The 18,074-nt window shown below is 66.6% G+C and carries 15 protein-coding genes and 1 tRNA gene; 4 read left to right on the forward strand and 12 right to left on the reverse strand.

The genetic code is table 11. From position 1 onward, the window contains the following. Positions 1–212: 212 nt before the first annotated feature. Complete coding sequence (locus QOH60_RS27150) at positions 213–2,000, forward strand: hypothetical protein (RefSeq protein WP_526424983.1); 1,788 nt, start codon at positions 213–215, stop codon at positions 1,998–2,000. Positions 2,001–2,031: 31 nt separating this feature from the next. On the opposite strand, the gene QOH60_RS27155 is transcribed toward QOH60_RS27150, so the two are convergent. Together QOH60_RS27155 and QOH60_RS27160 are read right to left on the reverse strand one after the other, a co-directional pair. Further along, a tRNA-Thr gene (locus tag QOH60_RS27155) sits at positions 2,032–2,104 on the reverse strand. 56 nt (positions 2,105–2,160) lie between these two features. Next, the gene (locus QOH60_RS27160; protein WP_526424984.1) at positions 2,161–3,369 is read right to left on the reverse strand and encodes a DNA polymerase III subunit delta'; all 1,209 of its coding nucleotides are present in this window, start codon (positions 3,367–3,369) and stop codon (positions 2,161–2,163) included. 44 nt (positions 3,370–3,413) lie between these two features. Between QOH60_RS27160 and QOH60_RS27165 the strand changes: the two genes are divergently transcribed. Further along, on the forward strand, positions 3,414–5,030 hold the full coding sequence (locus tag QOH60_RS27165; protein ID WP_526425016.1) for an adenylate/guanylate cyclase domain-containing protein: 1,617 nt from the start codon (positions 3,414–3,416) through the stop codon (positions 5,028–5,030). On the opposite strand, the gene topA is transcribed toward QOH60_RS27165, so the two are convergent. The 3 genes from topA to QOH60_RS27180 form a co-directional block, all read right to left on the reverse strand. Further along, positions 5,027–7,819: a type I DNA topoisomerase gene (topA, locus tag QOH60_RS27170; RefSeq protein WP_526424985.1), complete on the reverse strand. Its 2,793-nt coding sequence runs from the start codon at positions 7,817–7,819 to the stop codon at positions 5,027–5,029. The genes QOH60_RS27165 and topA overlap by 4 nt on opposite strands. Positions 7,820–7,947: 128 nt before the next feature. Continuing rightward, on the reverse strand, positions 7,948–8,526 hold the full coding sequence (locus tag QOH60_RS27175; protein ID WP_526424986.1) for a hypothetical protein: 579 nt from the start codon (positions 8,524–8,526) through the stop codon (positions 7,948–7,950). Positions 8,527–8,683: 157 nt separating this feature from the next. Continuing rightward, positions 8,684–8,887 carry a cold-shock protein gene (locus QOH60_RS27180; RefSeq protein WP_003925183.1) on the reverse strand — a complete coding sequence of 68 codons (204 nt, stop codon included), beginning with the start codon at positions 8,885–8,887 and terminating at the stop codon, positions 8,684–8,686. 286 nt (positions 8,888–9,173) lie between these two features. On the opposite strand from QOH60_RS27180, the gene sftH reads away from it, so the two are divergent. Further along, on the forward strand, positions 9,174–11,501 hold the full coding sequence (gene sftH, locus QOH60_RS27185; protein WP_526424987.1) for a DNA 3'-5' helicase SftH: 2,328 nt from the start codon (positions 9,174–9,176) through the stop codon (positions 11,499–11,501). 428 nt (positions 11,502–11,929) lie between these two features. On the opposite strand, the gene QOH60_RS27190 is transcribed toward sftH, so the two are convergent. Genes QOH60_RS27190 through ssd form a run of 7 tightly spaced genes read right to left on the reverse strand, consistent with a single transcriptional unit; the run spans position 11,930 to position 16,436 of the window. After that, positions 11,930–12,283 (reverse strand): Rv3654c family TadE-like protein, encoded by a 354-nt coding sequence (locus tag QOH60_RS27190; RefSeq protein ID WP_526425017.1) that lies wholly within the window; start codon positions 12,281–12,283, stop codon positions 11,930–11,932. Next, positions 12,270–12,599: a TadE family type IV pilus minor pilin gene (locus QOH60_RS27195; RefSeq protein ID WP_526425018.1), complete on the reverse strand. Its 330-nt coding sequence runs from the start codon at positions 12,597–12,599 to the stop codon at positions 12,270–12,272. The genes QOH60_RS27190 and QOH60_RS27195 overlap by 14 nt, the downstream gene beginning before the upstream one ends. Next, positions 12,596–12,796: a DUF4244 domain-containing protein gene (locus QOH60_RS27200; RefSeq protein ID WP_526424988.1), complete on the reverse strand. Its 201-nt coding sequence runs from the start codon at positions 12,794–12,796 to the stop codon at positions 12,596–12,598. The genes QOH60_RS27195 and QOH60_RS27200 overlap by 4 nt, the downstream gene beginning before the upstream one ends. Before the next feature lie 46 nt (positions 12,797–12,842). Continuing rightward, entirely contained in the window at positions 12,843–13,415 is a 573-nt protein-coding gene (locus QOH60_RS27205; protein WP_526424989.1) for a type II secretion system F family protein, read from the reverse strand. Next, positions 13,412–14,212, reverse strand: coding sequence for a type II secretion system F family protein (locus QOH60_RS27210; protein ID WP_526424990.1), 801 nt, complete (start codon positions 14,210–14,212; stop codon positions 13,412–13,414). Before QOH60_RS27210 ends, QOH60_RS27205 begins: the two co-directional genes overlap by 4 nt. Next, positions 14,209–15,375, reverse strand: coding sequence for a TadA family conjugal transfer-associated ATPase (locus QOH60_RS27215; RefSeq protein ID WP_526424991.1), 1,167 nt, complete (start codon positions 15,373–15,375; stop codon positions 14,209–14,211). Before QOH60_RS27215 ends, QOH60_RS27210 begins: the two co-directional genes overlap by 4 nt. Beyond that, complete coding sequence (gene ssd / locus QOH60_RS27220) at positions 15,372–16,436, reverse strand: septum site-determining protein Ssd (RefSeq protein ID WP_526424992.1); 1,065 nt, start codon at positions 16,434–16,436, stop codon at positions 15,372–15,374. The genes QOH60_RS27215 and ssd overlap by 4 nt, the downstream gene beginning before the upstream one ends. Before the next feature lie 428 nt (positions 16,437–16,864). Between ssd and QOH60_RS27225 the strand changes: the two genes are divergently transcribed. Then, positions 16,865–17,734 carry an HAD-IB family hydrolase gene (locus QOH60_RS27225; RefSeq protein WP_526424993.1) on the forward strand — a complete coding sequence of 290 codons (870 nt, stop codon included), beginning with the start codon at positions 16,865–16,867 and terminating at the stop codon, positions 17,732–17,734. The last annotated feature ends 340 nt before the right edge of the window (positions 17,735–18,074 follow it).

The following is an 18,074-nucleotide window of genomic DNA, read 5'->3' on the forward strand; positions in this document are numbered from 1 at the left end:
CTTCGACGTACGTCGCGGCGGCGGGACAAAAGGGACACCTGGTGGAGGCAGCGGCGGCCCATACCCCGTCTCCGGCATATTCGGCTGCATTTCGCTAGCTTAAGCGGCCCACCACCTCGTCAGGACCGCCAAACGCTCCCCCGCGATCCAATCGAGACGGATCGCGGCGCCTCGTACAGTCGTGGAGAACTTCCGTCGCCCTGAAAGGACCCATGGCACCCCGCACGGCCCGCATTTCCTGGGTCGCCGTCGTCGCCGCAGTCCTCATCGCCGCCCAACTCGGCGTCAGGGCCGTCCTTGCCTTCCGTGGCTACTTCTACTGGGACGACCTCATCCTGATCGGGCGCGCCGGCACCCAGAGCATCGTCTCGCCGTCGTATCTGTTCGACGACCACGACGGCCACGTGATGCCCGGGGCGTTCCTGGTCGCCGGTGCCATCACTCGCCTCGCCCCACTCAATTGGATAGGCCCGGCGATCAGCCTCGTCCTTCTGCAGCTTCTCGCCTCCGTAGCCCTGCTGCGCGCGCTCCACGTGATCCTCGGCTGGCGTCCGGTCCTTCTGCTGCCGCTGACGTTCGCACTTTTCACCCCGCTCGGCATTCCGGCTTTTGCCTGGTGGGCCGCCGCGCTCAACTCGCTGCCCATGCTGGCGGCGATGGCATGGGCGTGCGCCGATGCGATCCTGCTCATCCGTACCGGCAGGCAGCGGTACGCAGTGACCGCCCTGGCCGCCTACTTCGGCGGTCTGCTCTTCTTCGAGAAGGCTGCCGTCATCCCGTTCGTCGCCTTCGCGGTGACCGTGCTGTTGGCGCACGTCACCGAAGTTCCGCGCCCGCTGCGCACGGTCTGGCGACGCGGAATGTGGTTATGGATAAGCAGTCTCGCGCTCACCGCCGCATGGGTCGGCCTGTACCTCGCCCTTGTCAACCAACAGCGGTGGAGCTCCGACCTCGCGATGACCTGGAATCTGTTGCACCGTTCCGTTACTCACGGCATCGTGCCCGGACTCGTCGGTGGGCCGTGGTCATGGAACCGATGGGCGCCCGCATCCCCCTGGGCCACGCCGGGCCCAACCGTCATGGCCATCGGATGGCTCGCATTGGTTGGCGTACTGTCCATTTCCCTTGTCCGCAAACGACGAATTGTCCCCGTGTGGCTTGTCGCCGCCGGCTACGCCGTGGCATGCCAAGTGCCGATTTATCTGATGCGGTCGTCTCCGTTCACCGCTCTCGAACTCGCTCAAACGCTGCGTTACTTCCCCGACCTGGTTGTGGTGCTCGCACTCTGCGGCGCCGTGGGGCTGTGCGCACCCAATCGCGAAGCATCCGAATGGTTCGCCGCGTCACAACGCCGGACGGTTGTAAGCGCTTCTCTTGCAGTCGCTTTCATCGCATCGAGTCTCTATTCGACGGCGACATTCCTCACGAGTTGGCGTGACAACCCGGCTCAGCCATACCTGCAGAACGCCGAACGCACCCTCGCTGACGCGCACAGGGCTTCCGAATCGCCATTGCTCGACCAAGAAGTCGACCCGCTGGTGCTGCAGCGCATTGCCTTTCCGGAGAACCTGGCCAGTCACATGTTCGCCCTCGTGAGGGAGCGACCCCAATTCGCCTCTTCCACAAATGAACTCAAGACGCTTGATGCCACCGGTCGCGTCGTCAAGGCTCAGGTTACCTGGGTGCGCACCATCACCCCCGGCCCAACCCCGCAATGTGGCTACTTTGTTCAGACCAACATGCCTGCCCGCATGGCCCTCGACGGCCCTCTTCTTCCAGCTGACTGGACCGCTGAGATCAACTATCTCGCGAACACCGAAGGCTCCATGACGATGTCGCTCTCCGAAGGGACTGAGACGAAGGTACCCGTACACCCGGGGCTCAATCGCGTGTTCGTCCGCCTGTCCGGCGCCGGCGACGCAATCACCGTGCGTGCAAACACCGACGCGCTGTCGCTGTGTATCGCCTCCGGACCGGTCGGCTTCGTCGCACCCGTCTAGCCGCGAGGAAGTGGGCCACCTCAAAACGCTGAGCCACCTGGGGGAATCGAACCCCCGACCTATTCATTACGAGTGAATCGCTCTACCGACTGAGCTAAGGTGGCGCGCCCAGCAGCACCGGGCGGCACGAGTCTACGGCAGCCTCGGTGAGCGGCCCAAGTCAGTCGCGCAGCGCCTGGCCGATAGCTGCGACCATGCCGTCGACCGCGAACTTGGGCTTCACGTTCGTGGCCAACGCCTCCCGGCACTCCAGCACCGCCTCGATGCACGCGAGCAACCGTTCGGGTGCGGCATGGTCTGCCAATGCCTGCGCCCGCGAGGCCATGTCAGGATGGTTCGCGCGGACGGCTCCCGCTCCGGTGGCCACCATCAGCGCATCACGGAAGTAGTTCGCGAGGTCGATCATCGCCCGGTCGAGAGAATCTCGCGATGCCCGCGTCAGCCGCGACTTCTGGCGTCGCTCAAGGTCTTTGATCGCTCCGGTCGCACCCCGCAGCGTAGCCGCCGTGCCCTTGCCGGTGCCTCCGGCACCCAGCGCGGTTTTCAACTCCTCTGTCTCCGCCTCGTTCCGATCCTCTGTGAGTGCACGGGCCTCCGCGTCGGCGTTGCCCACCAACTCCTCGGCAGCGGCATACGCGCGTGAGGGCTTCACCGCCTCACGCACCAAACCCAGAGCCAACTGGCGACGGTCGCGGGCTTCGGGGTCTGTCGCCAGACGCCTCGCGCGGCCCACATGCCCACCGCTGACGGCCGCCGCCCACTGCGCATCCTCCGCCGACAGCCCGTCGTTCTCGATAAGAACCTGCGTGATCGCATCGACGGCCGGCGTCACGAGCGCGACATGGCGACACCGCGACCGCAGGGTGATGGCAATGTCCTCGGGATCCACCGAGGGAGCGCACAGCAGGAACACCGTCGACGGCGGAGGCTCCTCGACGACCTTCAGCAGCGCATTCGCCGCACCCTCGGTGAGGCGGTCCGCATCCTCTATCACCACGATCTGCCACCGGCCGGTGCTCGGCCGCCGAGACGCGATCTGCACGATCGCACGCATGTCGTCGACGCCGATGGACAGCCCCTCAGGGATGATCCTGCGGACGTCGGCGTGCGTGCCGGCCATCGTCGTCACACACGCACGGCATTCTCCACAGCCGGGCTCACCGTCGGAGCTGCACTGCAGCGCAGCGGCAAAGCACACCGCGGCCACAGACCGCCCCGAGCCCGGCGGCCCCGTGAGGAGCCACGCATGTGTCATAGTCCCGGTGACGGCCGCGCTGTGAGCCGAGTCACCGCGCGCTGCACGCGCCGCCGCGGTGAGCTCGCTTTCGACAGCCCCCTGGCCCACCAGGCGCCCGAAAACTCTGCTCATCACCGACAAACATAGTGCTCAGCACCGACACGGCCGGTCCGCTCATGCTATTCGCCGTCAGCCTGGCCCGATACGGTAGCTCTGTGGATAGGTCGGCCAGGAATCCCGGACGAATCAGCGCATTCGTCCGCTGGGTGGTGCGCACTCCCTGGCCGGTGTTTGTGCTCGGACAACTACAGGCCGACATCATCGGGGCGTTGTTCGTCCTCGGCTTTCTCCGATTCGGCCTGCCCGCCGAAGACCGCGTGCTGATCCAGAAGCTGCCGGAAGCCAATGTCGCGGTATTCGCCGGGGTGTTGATCTTCGCGTTCGTCCTGGGATCGATCTTCAGTTTGCGGCTGCTCACGCCTGTCTTCCGCTGGCAACGTCGCGATCGCGACGGGCGCCTGACCGAGGCCGATCCGCTCGCCACAGAACAGGCACGCACCCGCGCGCTGAGGATGCCCTTCTACCGCTCCGTCATCAGCACGATCAACTGGGTGCTGGGCGGGACGATCTTCATCATTGCGATCTGGCCGGTCGCCAGCCATTCAGCGCCGGTCGCCGCGGTGGCCACCGCGCTGGGGGCGACCGCGACGTCGATCATCGGGTACCTGCAGGCCGAGCGGGTCCTGCGGCCGGTCGCCATCGCCGCTCTCCGGTACGGGGTTCCGGAGCAGATCCACGCACCGGGCGTGATCCTGCGCACCGTTCTGACGTGGGTGCTGTCCACCGGGGTGCCGCTGCTGACGATCGTGGTGGCCATCGCGGCGGCCAAGCTGTCGATCCTGCAGGCGTCGGCAGACAAGCTCTTCATGCCAATTCTGTTGCTAGCCATCGCCGCATTGTTGATCGGCTTGGCTGGCACCGTTCTCACCGCGATGTCCATCGCGGATCCGCTGCGCCAGCTGCGGTGGGCGCTTGGCGAGGTGCAGCGCGGCAACTACAACGCCCACGTCCAGATCTACGACGCCAGCGAACTCGGCCTGCTGCAGGCTGGGTTCAACGACATGGTTCGCGAGCTGTCGGAGCGGCAGCGGCTGCGCGACTTGTTCGGCCGCTACGTGGGCGAAGACGTGGCCCGGCGCGCCCTGGAGAGCCGGCCGGAGCTGGGCGGCGCGGAGCGTGACGTCGCCGTGCTGTTCGTCGACCTGGTCGGGTCTACCGAGCTTGCCGCCACGCGCCCGCCCGCCGAAGTGGTGGATCTGCTCAACGAATTCTTCCGGATCGTGGTCGACACCGTGAACAGCCAAGGCGGGTTCGTCAACAAGTTCCAGGGCGACGCCGCCCTCGCGATTTTTGGTGCACCAATTGAACATCCGGACGCGTCAGGCGCGGCACTGGCTGCCGCGCGCGAGCTGCACGACGAGTTGATCGCGATGATCGGCGCCAACGAATTCGGCATCGGCGTGTCTGCGGGGCGTGCGATCGCGGGGCACATCGGCGCACTGGCTCGCTTCGAATACACCGTCATCGGCGACCCGGTCAACGAGGCCGCGCGGTTGACCGAGCTGGCGAAGCTCGAAGAGGGGCACGTCCTCGCTTCGGCGATTGCGGTCAGCAATGCGGTTGACGCCGAGGCGTTGTGCTGGGATGTGGGCGAGATTGTCGAATTACGCGGCCGCTCGGCACCCACGCAGCTGGCACGGCCGGTCAAACTCGCTGTGCCGACGAAGGTTTAGCTCGAGCGCTTGGCCGCCTTCTTCGCGCCAGTTTTCTTCGCGGCCTTGCGCGCGCCCTTCTTAGCTGCCGGCTTCACCGGCCCGCGGGCGCGCCGGTCGGCGAGCAACTCGGCGGCGCGCTCGTCGGTGAGGGACAGCACGTCGTCGCCCTTGCGCAGGCTGGCGTTGGTCTCGCCGTCGGTGACATACGGCCCGAACCGCCCGTCCTTGATCACCATCGGCTTGCCGGAGGCCGGGTCGGCCCCGAGTTCACGCAGAGGAGGCATCGAAGCCGCCTGCCGCCCACGCCTTTTGGGCTCTGAGTAGATTTTCAACGCGTCGTCGAGCGTGATCGTGAACATCTGCTCTTCGGTGGTCAACGAGCGAGAGTCGGTGCCGCGCTTGAGATATGGCCCATACCGTCCGTTCTGGGCAGTGATCTCTTCACCATTCGACGGGTCGACGCCGACGACACGAGGCAGCGACAGCAGCCGCAACGCATCCTCGAGTGTGACTGTCTCCAGGTCCATCGTGCGCAGCAGCGACCCGGTGCGCGGCTTGGGCCCGGTAGGTTTCTTGCCCTTCTTCGCACCCGCGCCGTCGCCGTCGTCGTCGCCGCTTTCGGGCTGGGGCAGCACTTCGGTGACATACGGCCCGTACCGGCCGTCCTTGGCGACGATCTCGTGTCCGCTCTCCGGGTCGACGCCAAGTGAGCGGCCCTCTTGCGGTGTGGCGAAAAGCTTTTCAGCCAATTCGAGGGTCAGCTCGTCGGGAGTGATGGCGTCGGACAGGTTCGCCCGCTGCGGCTTCGGTTCACCGTCGTCTCCGGCAACCATGCGCTCCAGGTATGGTCCGTTCTTGCCGACTCGCACGTAGATCGCACGGCCATCGTCGTCGTCAAAGAGCTTGATCGAGTTGACTTCTCGTGCGTCGATGCCTTCGAGGTTGATGCCGACCAGCTTCTTGAGGCCGCCGGCTCGCGCGATGGATTCAGGCACCCCGTGCTCGCCGCCGAAGTAGAAGTTGGTCAGCCACGCGGTACGCCGTTCCTGACCGTTGGCGATCTCGTCGAGCTCGTCTTCCATCGCCGCGGTGAATCCGTAATCGACCAGTCGGCCGAAGTGCTGCTCGAGCAGACCCGTCACCGCGAACGCGACCCACGAGGGCACCAGCGCGCTGCCCTTCTTGAAGACATATCCGCGGTCCTGAATTGTCTTGATGATCGACGAGTAGGTGGACGGGCGGCCAATCCCGAGGTCTTCGAGCGCCTTGATCAGCGACGCCTCCGTATAGCGCGCTGGCGGGTTGGTGGTGTGTCCGTCCGCGGTCAGCTCGGCTGCGGTGACACGCTGCCCCTCGTTGAGATCTGGGAGCCGGCTTTCGGCGTCGTCAGTCTCGCCGCCGGCAAGCTCGTCGAGGCTCTCGACGTATGCCGAGAGGAAGCCTGGGAACGTGATGGTCCGCCCGCTGGCGCTGAACGTCACGCTCTGACCAGTCGTGGCTTCCCCCGTGATCCGCAGGCTCAGCGTCGTCCCGCGGGCATCGGCCATCTGCGAGGCGACCGTGCGCTGCCAGATCATCTCGTAGAGCCGAAACTCGTCGTTGTCGAGCTGCGCGTGCAGCTGGCCCGGCGTGGAGAAGGACTCGCCGGAGGGGCGAATGGCCTCGTGCGCCTCCTGGGCGTTCTTCACCTTGCGCGTGTACTGCCGCGGCGTGGGGTGGACGTATTCCTCGCCGTACAGCTCGCGGGCCTGCCTGCGCGCGGCATCGATCGCCGACTGCGACAGCGTCGTCGAGTCGGTACGCATATAGGTGATGTAGCCGTTTTCGTAGAGGCGCTGCGCGATGCTCATCGTGCGCTCCGAGCTGAACCGCAGCTTGCGTCCGGCCTCCTGCTGCAGCGTGGACGTCATGAACGGCGCGTACGGCCTGCGGGTGTAGGGCTTGGACTCGACCGACGAGACGGTGAGGTCGGCGCCTTCGAGTCCCCGGGCCAATGCTCCGGCACTGGCCCCGTCGAGGACCAGTACCTCGTCGGCCTTCTTGATCTGGCCCAGCGAGTCGAAATCGCGGCCGGTGGCGACCCTGCGGTCGTCGACGTTGACCAGACGAGCGTTGAATGTTTGCGGTTTGGCCTCGGCGCCGGCGTCCATCTCGGCGACGACGTCCCAGTAGCTCGCGCTGAGGAACGCCATCCGGTCGCGTTCGCGCTGGACGATGATCCGGGTGGCGACGGATTGAACCCGCCCCGCCGAGAGCTTCGGCGCGACTTTCTTCCACAGCACCGGGCTGACTTCGTAGCCATACAGCCGGTCGAGGATACGGCGCGTCTCCTGGGCGTCGACGAGGTCGTTGTCCAGGTCGCGGGGGTTCTCGGCGGCCGCGCGGATCGCGGGCTCGGTGATCTCGTGGAACACCATCCGTTTGACCGGGATGCGCGGTTTCAGCGTCTCCAGCAGGTGCCAGGCGATCGCTTCACCTTCGCGGTCGCCGTCCGTGGCCAGGTAGAGCTCGTCGACGTCCTTGAGTAGCCCCTTGAGCTCGGTGACGGTGCTCTTCTTGTCCGGGCTGATGATGTAGAGCGGCTCGAAGTCCTCGTCCACGTTGACGCCCAGCCGGGCCCACGGCTCCGACTTGTATTTGGCCGGCACGTCGGCCGCCGCTCTGGGCAGGTCGCGAATGTGGCCGCGGGATGATTCGACGATGTAGTTGGCACCCAGGTAGCCCGCTAATTTGCGCGCTTTCGTGGGCGACTCGACGATGACGAGCCGCCTCACATTCCGCCTACCGTTGCCGCTGGTGTCCGCCAACTGCGCTTACGCTCCACTTCTAAGGGCTGATCATGGGCAGGCAGGCAATGTGCCCGTCCGCTCCTCAGCACATGACAAGATTGCACTCCAGGCGTGCCGACGCAAACCGACTGTGCTGCCGCGACCCCTCAGACATGGGGCCACTGGGAGAACGCCTCGACGTCTGCGGGCGGTTCCCCAACGTTCTCTACCAGGCGCGATAGCCGTCGCCGGCCACTGATCCGCAGGGCCGGATGGGCGCCGCGAGTGCCGATCAACGTGGGTGCGATCCCGACGCGCATCAGCGCCGACGCCAGGGGTGAATGGGTGTCGGGCGCATGCGGGTCCAGGCCGAGCAGATAGCGGTCAGCTTCAGGTGTGCCCGCCGCCAGCACCCAGGCACGGAGCTCGCGCGGGCCTGGCAGCCACTGCCAGGGCACTGTCTTGACGGCGCCCCTGGTCCAGTCGCCGGCGATCGCGACCAATCTCGGATCCGCGGAGGTGCGCACCAGCGGGGTGCCTTCGTCGGTGCTGGAGATCTCTGCGTCAAGGCCCGCCTCGTGGATCATCTCGGCCAGCGCGTGGGCGCGCCACGGATGTTCGACGACAACGGACAAGCGTGCTCCCCCCGGGACCAGCACGACCTGCCCTGCGGCAGCCAGCAGGCCCGTCAAGTCGGCGACCGCCGGGGGCACCGACTCGGCCGAGAAGAAGGACAGCTGACTCACGCCAACGACAGTAGGCCAGCGGCGCCGGCGGTGAGCGCGCGTCGAATCGGCGAAGACATCGGCGTGTCGGCCGCAGACACGCACGCTCGCGCAGATGTATATAGCGAAAACCCCCGTTGTCGCGTGCGACTGCGGGGGTTTCGTCAGGTCTGGTTACTCAGATCGAGCGCACACCTGTGGCCTGCGGCCCCTTGGGGCTCTGCCCGACCTCGAACTCGACTCGTTGATTCTCTTCCAGGGTGCGAAACCCACTGCCTTGAATCTCCGTGTAGTGGACAAAAACGTCGGCGGAGCCGTCCTCCGGCGCGATAAAGCCGAAGCCCTTTTCCGCGTTGAACCACTTCACAGTTCCCTGTGGCATTTCTCGATGTTTCCTTCTCTTACAGGGTTGCGGCGCACCGTCTTTCGGTACACCGGGCCTGTTCCGACCGCTAATCCTTCGTGGTGTTGCCGGATTTGAGACCGACTTGCCATCCTCGCAGGAACCGCGACCGCAACGTCGATCCTGCGAGTGCAAGTACACGAACACAGAAGCTGCGACCGCGGATAGTCAATCATGATCAGCGCGAAAGCGACAGTCTGTCTGTCGCAAACTTCGTGAACAATTCGTATCGACACGTGCGTCAACGAACCAACGGGAGGGCGTGATGGCCAGCTTCGGCGGCGAGCTGCTCGCCACCGCGCTCGCCGGCACCGACAGCGACGAACATCCGCTGCGTCACGTTGCCGAGCTCCCGGCCCATCAGGGCACGCCAACGGCATGGCCGTTATGGGCCCCCGAAGATGTGGTCTCCGCTTTCGCGGCGCGCGGGGTGAGCGCTCCGTGGTCACATCAGGCACGCGCGGCGACCCTTGCCCACGACGGCCGCCACGTCGTCGTCAGCACCGGCACCGCGTCTGGCAAATCTCTGGCCTACCAGCTGCCGATCCTGTGCGCACTGGCCACCGATCGTCGTGCCCGGGCGCTGTATCTGTCGCCGACGAAGGCGCTGGGCCACGATCAGCTGCGCTCTGCGGCCGCGCTCACCGAAGCGATCGACTTGGGCGACGTCGCGCCCGCCGCCTACGACGGCGACAGTCCGGCCGAGGTGCGCAGGTTCGTGCGCGACCAGTCGCGGTGGGTGTTCTCCAACCCCGACATGATCCACCTGTCGATGCTGCGCAACCATGCGCGGTGGGCGGTGTTCCTCAGGAATCTCAAATTCATCGTCGTTGATGAATGTCATTACTACCGAGGCGTTTTCGGCTCCAACGTGGCGATGGTGCTGCGCCGGCTATTACGGCTGTGCGCCCGCTACACCGGCTCACCGACCGTCGTTTTTGCCAGCGCCACCACCGCGTCGCCAGCTGTCACCGCTGCGAAGCTGATCGGCCAGACCGTCGAGGAAGTCACCGACGACGGGTCGCCACACGGCGCACGGACGGTCGCGTTGTGGGAGCCGGCGCTGCGCAGCGATGTCACCGGAGAGCACGGCGCACCGGTGCGGCGTTCCGCAGGGGCCGAAGCGGCGCGGGTGATGGCCGACCTCGTCGTCGAGGGGGCCCGGACGCTGACGTTCGTGCGCTCGCGGCGCGGAGCCGAACTCACCGCGTTGAGCGCTCAGGCCCGGCTGGCCGAGACCGCGCCTGCCCTCGCGGACCGGGTGGCGTCGTATCGGGCGGGGTACCTCGCCGAGGACCGCAGGGCCTTGGAGCGTGCGCTGGCCAACGGCGAATTGACGGGTTTGGCCACCACCAATGCGCTGGAGCTCGGCGTGGACATCGCGGGCCTGGACGCTGTGGTGCTGGCCGGATTTCCGGGCAGCGTGACGTCGTTCTGGCAGCAGGCGGGCCGGTCCGGACGACGCGGACAAAGCGCGCTGGTGTTGCTCATCGCGCGCGACGACCCACTGGACACGTATCTGGTGCACCATCCGGAGGCGCTGTTGGACAAGCCGATTGAGATGGTGGTGATCGATCCGACGAACCCGTACGTGCTCGGCCCGCAATTGCTGTGCGCGGCCACCGAGTTGCCGTTGACGGATGCAGAGGTGCGCGAGTGGGGTGCCACCGAGGTCGCCGCGGCTCTCGTGGACGACGGCCTGCTGCGCCGCCGGGGCAGCGGGTATTTCGCGGCGCCTGGGGTAGATCCGCATCCGGCGGTGAACATTCGCGGCTCGTCGGGTGAGCAGATCGCCATACTCGAGGCCGACACTGGCCGGGTGCTGGGTGGCGTCGACGCAGGCCGCGCGCCGCTGTCGGTGCATCCCGGGGCGGTGTATCTGCATCAGGGCGAGAGCTACGTCGTCGACGCGCTGGACTTCGACGAGGGAGTTGCGCTCGTCCACGCTGACGAGCCCGGATATTCCACGTACGCAAGGGAAATCACCGACATCTCGGTGACCGGACCGGGCGAGCGTTCGACGTTCGGGGCGGTCACCCTGGGCTTGGTCCCGGTCGCGGTGGCCAGCCAGGTTGTCGGGTATCTGCGGCGCACCCCGGTCGGCGAGGTGATCGACTTCGTCGAACTCGACATGCCCACCCAGAGGCTGGAAACAGTGGCGGCGATGTACACGCTTACCCCAGAGGTGTTGGAGCACAACGGTATCGAATGGCCTCGCGTTCCTGGTGCTTTGCATGCAGCCGAGCACGCCGCGATCGGCCTGCTGCCGCTGATTGCCAGCTGCGACCGCGGCGACATCGGCGGGCTCTCGACGGCGATCGGTGCCGATACCGGCTTGCCGACGGTATTCGTCTACGACGGATACCCCGGCGGTGCGGGTTTCGTGGAACGGGGCTTCCGCCAGGTGGTCAGCTGGCTCTCAGCGACTGCCGACGCCATCGAAGCGTGCGAATGCCCTCACGGGTGTCCGTCGTGTGTGCAGTCCCCGAAATGTGGCAACGGCAACGATCCGCTGGACAAGGCCGGCGCCGTGGTTGTGCTGCGGCTCGTGCTCGCCGAACTTGCTGCGCCGAAACGGAAGCCAGGGTTGTGATTCAGCGGGAATCACGACCTGGAATTCGGTTTCGGCGCAGGTTCTGTTGGAGCGCGGTCACGCGGGGCCCCCGACCCACCCGTAGGAGACGACCTACCCCTCGACGGCCGTCGCCTCGGATTGACGAACTCCGCACCGCCCGCATGGACGGCACGCGATCAGCGTGACAATGCATTTCGTTTCGCATCCAGATTAATTGGACGCACGCGAAAAATACCTTGGCTGTGGAGCATGTGCAAGCAGCGTAGGGCCGCCAGACCGCTTTGCTGGGCTAAATAAGCGCTCTGACGACGGAATCCGCAGCAATTGAGAAGTTCCTCACTTTGATGACATGCATACCAGCACCGTGATGGCAGGCAATTCGCCGGATTTGACGTATCCACTCGGCAACAGCCATGCAAACCACGGAATCCGTAGGCAATCACTGCCTAGTGCGCGTACACCGGTCCTGCGCGGGCAATCGCGTGCGCGGGACCGAGGCCCCACGCCGCTAATGAGAGCTCAGCGTCGATCGTCACCACTACGTCCAGACCATCCGGGGTGCATGCGGTCTGTGTGGTCCCCATGGCCCGCGCGACGTCGGCGGCCGTCGCACACGCTGCCGCCGGCCCGGCGGGTATCACGGTGGCAGCGGCCAGCGCTGCCATGTCAGCGGCGGCTTGTGCGCGGTGCCTGGCGATGACCGCCGAGCCGACGTGGACGGCGCCAATCGTGATAGCCACCAGTACCGCGATCATTGACGCGGCGATGATCGTCGCCGACCCGCGGTCATCCCGCGCCAGGCTCGGCGACGGTGACGGCCTGCGCCGAGATCGTAAGACCCGGCAGCAGCGGCGAATTGGCGCTGACGCGGGCGACCACAAACTCGCCCTCGCGCTGCACCTGAAGCACCGCCCCCGGCGGCCCGACACGCCGCGCCGCGGTTTCGGCCTGTATTCCCTCGCCGCGCGCCACCAGCCGTGCCGCCTCGCGCGCTGCGTCGATACAGCGGATCTGCATCGACACTGCGGTGATCCCCGCGACACACAGCACCAGCACCGCCACCAACGCCACGATCGCCAGCGCGGCTTCGACGGTGACGGCGCCGGCATCACTCAGACGTTGGTGTTCAGCGCCCGGCTGATGATGTTGGTCAGCGCGGTGACAATCGAATCGCCGGTGACCACCGTGTACAGGATCGCCCCGAACGCGGCCGCGGCGATGGTGCCGATCGCGTATTCGACTGTCGACATGCCGTCCTCTTCGGCGACCAAGAGCGCCGTCCTGGCGCGCAGCCGCCGCCATCGCGTGATCATCGTTGTGTCCCTTCCGTTCTGTATCCGTGAAAATGGTTGTGGCCTTTCACAACAAACCTGAACCCAACACCTTGCCGGCGAGCCCCGCGACTATCGGCACGATGCCCAGGCAGACAAACGCGGGCAGATAACACAGGCCGAGCGGGCCTGCGATCAACACCGACGCGCGTTCGGCAGCGGCGCGTGCGGCCTCGGCCGCATCATGTCGAACCGAGGACGCGAGCTCGGCGACGCCGTCGGCCAGCGCCGCCCCCGACGATGCCGATCGCCGAGCCAACCGCAACAGCGCGTCGCAGTGCTGGTCGGTGTCGGCCCGCGCCGACCACGCGACCATAGGGTCCGCTCCGAGCGCCAGCATCTCGGCGGCGTGACGGAGCATCGCGCCCAACTGGCGAGGCGCCGACGGCGCGGTGGCCGCAGCCGCTGCAGGAACCGCCATACCTGCCGTCAGGCACACCGCGAGCACATCGAGGCTGGACGCGATTGCCAGCGGATCCTGCTTCTCAGGGTCGGCCTTGCGGCGTACTGCCCGACGCGCACCGACCGCACGCCGACGCACAGTCAGTGGGCCTGGCGCAATCACCATCGCCATGGCCAACAAGACCGCCGAGACCATCACGGCGTGGCCCGCCCGATGATGCGATCCGACCAGAGCAAGCCGACACACGCCAGCACCGCGCCGGCCAGCATCAACCACGCGCCGCTGCCGATGAGAAATCGAATCGGCTGCGCACCAATGAGTTCGCCGAGGGCGACGCCCACGAACGGCAGACCCGCCAGCATGGTCGCTGTCGCGCGGGCGCCCGCCATTCCGGCGCTGACCCGCGCACCGAATCGCACCCGCTCGACGATGTCGGATTGCGCCGCGCGCATCAGTGTCGCGATCGCCAGGCCATGCGATTGCGCCAATTCCCAATAGACCGCCAGACGCTCCCAGTGCGCCGGGCGCGCGGAGTCCGCGCCGCCGGCGCGCAGCCCTGCGGCGACGTCCGCACCGAGAATCGCGCGAGCGGCGACCGCATGAAACGACGCGGCGACGCGGCCGTCCGTCTCCATTGCCGCAATCCGGAACGCCTCAACGGGATGCGCGCCGGCTCGCAACTCGCCAACGAGAACATCCAGGGCCGATTCCAACGCCCGGCATTCCTCGGCGAGCCGACGCTGCTCCCTGCGCCTTCGGCGGCGAACCAACACCGTCGACCCGATTGCCAACGCCGCGAGCGCAAGTGGCGCCGACGCCGCAGCCGCGAACACGACCACAATCGCGAGCCCGCACACCTCCACCGAGAAAAACCGGTGTTTGATGACGCGTCGGGGCGGCGCGAGCCCCGCGGAGACGAGCCGGCCCCGCGCAGTGGCCGGAAGGAGAAGCAACGCGACCGCGAGTGCGGCCGCCGCCGTCGACACGCCGATCACTGACAGCCTCGCGCACTCAGCATCTCGTCGAGAATTCCAGCGCCAGAACCACTTCCGCTATCAGCGGGCCACGCCGTCACGACCCGCACTCGCTGGTCCGCGTCGCGGCGCAGAACCGCGATCTCGTCGAGTCGTCTGCGACCGTCGGGACCGCGCCGGACATGCAGGATCACCTGCACTGCTGCTGCGAGCTGGCTGTGCAGTGCCGCTTGGTCCAAGCCGCCGATAGCGGCCAGCGCCTCAAGCCGGGCCGGAACCTCGGCCGGGCTGTTCGCGTGGACCGTACCGGCGCCGCCGTCGTGACCGGTGTTCAACGCCGCCAGCAGATCGACCACCTCCGCGCCGCGGACCTCGCCGACGACGATGCGGTCTGGCCGCATGCGTAACGCTTGCTTGACGAGGTCACGAACAGTGACCGCGCCGACGCCTTCGACGTTGGCCGCTCTAGCCACCAGCTTGACTAAGTGAGGGTGCTGCGGCGCGAGCTCTTCGGCGTCCTCGACACAGACGATGCGCTCGTCCGGGGAGACCGCACCGAGCGCCGCCGCCAGCAAGGTGGTTTTGCCTGCGCCTGTGCCACCGGTCACCAGGAAGGCAAGCCGGGCGGCGATGATCCGATCAGTGATTGCGGCCGCTTCTGGCGCGATCGCGCCCGCGTGGACCAGTGCCGGCAAGTCCTGCGTCGCCGGTCTCAACACCCGCAGCGAAATGCACGTCCCGCCCGCAGCAAGTGGAGCCAGGATCGCATGCAACCGCACCGCGAACTGTCCGTTCCCCACGCCTGTCAGATATCCGTCGATCCACGGCTGCGCGTCGTCGAGCCGCCGCCCCGCGGCGAGTGCGAGTCTCTGCGCGAGCCTGCGGACCGCGGCTTCATCCTGGAACCTAATCGTGCTGCGGCACAGTCTGTTTCCGTCATCCACCCACACGGCGTCCGGCCCAGTGACCAAGACGTCTGTAGTCCCGGCGGCGCAGAGCAGCGGTTCCAGAATTCCCGCGCCGGTCAGTTCGGTCTGCAGCACCCGAAGGCCGCTCAGCACCTCTGTGTCGCCGAGCACGCCCCCCGACTCGGCGCGGATTGCAGCCGCCACCACAGTCGGGCGCAGCGGTGCCGATTCTGCTGCCAGACGCTCGCGCACGCGGTCGATCAGCGACGGATTCACGCTGCCTCCGCCGAGGGATGTTCATCGACCACCGCGAGCACTCGCCGGGCGGCGCCGGCCAACGCCGTGCGCCGTCCGAAGTGCAACCCGCCGCGTTCCAGCCTCCGCGTCAGGTGCGGTTCTGCCCGCATCGTGGCCAGGAGCGGAAGCCCGGCGGCGCGAGCCACGTCCACGGCGTGCAGGCCACCCGGCGACGGTCCCCGCACCACCAGACCGACGTTCGGGTTAGCCGACGTCAGCGTCGGCGTCATCGCAGCAAGCGACGAGCAGGAGCGGACATCGCACACGCCGACCGTCACGACCAAGTCGGCCGCGTCCAGCGCAGCCTCCGCGGCCTCGGTCAGCCGCCGCGGCAGATCGCACACCACGAGGGCCCCGCCGCGCCGGCCGGCTTCGACGATCGCCAGCAAGGCACCACTGCCGATGTCCGCGGCTTGCCGGGAGCCCGACAACACGCCGATGTGGCCGTGCCGGGGCAGGGCGTCGCGCACCGTGGCTGTGCTGAGCCGGCCGCTTTGCATCGCGATGTCGGGCCAGCGAAGTCCCGACTGGTGTTCGATGCCCAACAGCAGATCGATGCCGCCACCCCAGGGGTCGACATCGACAAGCAACGGATCGGTGGCAGACATCGCCAACGCCGCGGAGAAGATCGACGCGCCAGCGCCGCCGCGTCCGCCAATCACGGCGACGACGGAGCCGCCACCAAGTGGACCCGTCCCAGAATCGCTGACGTCGGAAAGCAGCCCAACAAGCTCGCGCTCGCCATCTGGCAACCGCAGAACATGTTGTGCCCCAAGCACTATCGCAGCTTGCCAGGTTGAGCTGGCCGGATCGTCGGCAACGAGTAGGACGACCCTGGGCCGCCGCGGCAGCGCGCCGTGCGCGCACCGATTGGCCGCCTCGTCGTCAAGAACGACCGCTGAGGCCGCCGTCCACTCGCGACGACTTGGCAGCCCCGCGTGGTAGACCACCCGGACGCCGACCGCGGCGGCGACTCTTTCGAGATCGTCACGCAGCCTGGCGTCGTCGACGACGCCGAGGACGCCGGCAGTTGAGTTCACCCGTCCAGCGTGGAAGGTGCCCGATCGCAGCCGCCAGCGCTACGTCACGTTCTGTGGACCGAACTCAATCTGTGCACAGAACCCAACGGCGAGAGGCGATTGAAAACGTGGTTCCGCTACCTCGGCTGAGGGTGAATTGAGAGTTTCGAGAAAGTGAACGGAATAATCTTTCCGTATATAAGGGACGACCCCCGCCAGGGGGGGAGGAGGCGAGGGTCGTCGTGTATCAGCCCCGGGGGGTCGGGCTGATGCACACCCGGCATAAGCCGAGTGATGTTCACTATACACATCGGGCACGACAACGGCGCAAGAGTCGCTGACTTCGATAACCCTGAGCTATCGCTGAATTGCAGTCTCCGACACGTGACTTGATCTGCCATTTCGACGGCCCGCCTAATCGAGCTGTGGCGGCGCCTATGCTGAAGCCCGTGACGGTGTCAGAACAGGCCGCCGAACCGTTGACGATGACGCAGTTCCCCGTGCCCGCCGATCCGGCGGCCAGCAGCCGGATCAAGACCGCGGCCTTCTTCGACCTCGACAAGACCGTCATTGCAAAGTCCAGCACTCTGGCCTTCAGCAAACCTTTCTTCGATCAGGGTCTGATTAACCGGCGCGCCGTCCTCAAGTCGAGCTACGCGCAATTCCTGTTCCTGATGTCGGGCGCAGACCACGATCAGATGGATCGGATGCGGTCGTATCTGACGAACATGTGCACCGGCTGGGACGTGGAGCAGGTCAAGTCGATCGTCGCCGAAACCTTGCACGACATCGTCGATCCGCTGGTGTTCGCCGAGGCCGCCGATCTGATCGCAGACCACAAACTGTGTGGTCGCGACGTCGTTGTCGTGTCGGCCTCGGGCGAGGAGATCGTCGCGCCGATCGCTCGCGCGCTGGGCGCCACCCATGCGATGGCGACGAGAATGGTCGTCGACGAAGGCAAATACACCGGCGATGTCGCGTTCTACTGTTTCGGCGACGGCAAGGCCGAGGCGATCCATCAGCTCGCGACGCGCGAAGGCTACGTCCTTGAACACTGCTACGCCTACTCCGACTCGATCACTGATCTGCCGATGCTGCGGACCGTCGGGCACCCGACCGCAGTAAACCCCGACCGTGCCCTTCGCAAAGAAGCTGCGGCGCGGGGGTGGCCCGTCCTGACGTTCTCCAAGCCGGTGTCGCTCCGGGACCGGATCCCGGCCCCGTCGACAGCCGCGGTGGCAACGACGGCCGCGGTCGGTGTCAGTGCTCTCGCCGCCGGCGCGCTCACCTATTCGTTGTTGCGCCGCTTCGTGCTCTGAGGCAAGAAGTAATTGCCGTCACGATCAACCCTTGATGTGATCATGGTCACGGAGTACAAAGGAAGCACGGAAGCCCGGTGAGGCCAAGGTCGATTCAGAAGAGAAGATTCGACCTCCCGAATCGGACTCCCCAGCGCGGATCCCGGCACCCACGCGGAGCATGCCGCATAGAGGCAGAAGTGTTGCGGGCCTGCGTAATTACGAAAAGCGGATAACACGACAGCTCTTTGGGTAGGGCAGCAGTTACAGCGCATCGTAAGGACGCCGAGGCCAACCCACGCAGCCCCTGTTGCACGCTTGGTAACCGGTATCCGCGCTAGCGGGCGGCGAGCCGAAGCGA

It is taken from the genome of Mycobacterium sp. (genome assembly GCF_032159765.1).
In the GTDB taxonomy this organism is placed as follows: Bacteria; Actinomycetota; Actinomycetes; order Mycobacteriales; family Mycobacteriaceae; genus Mycobacterium.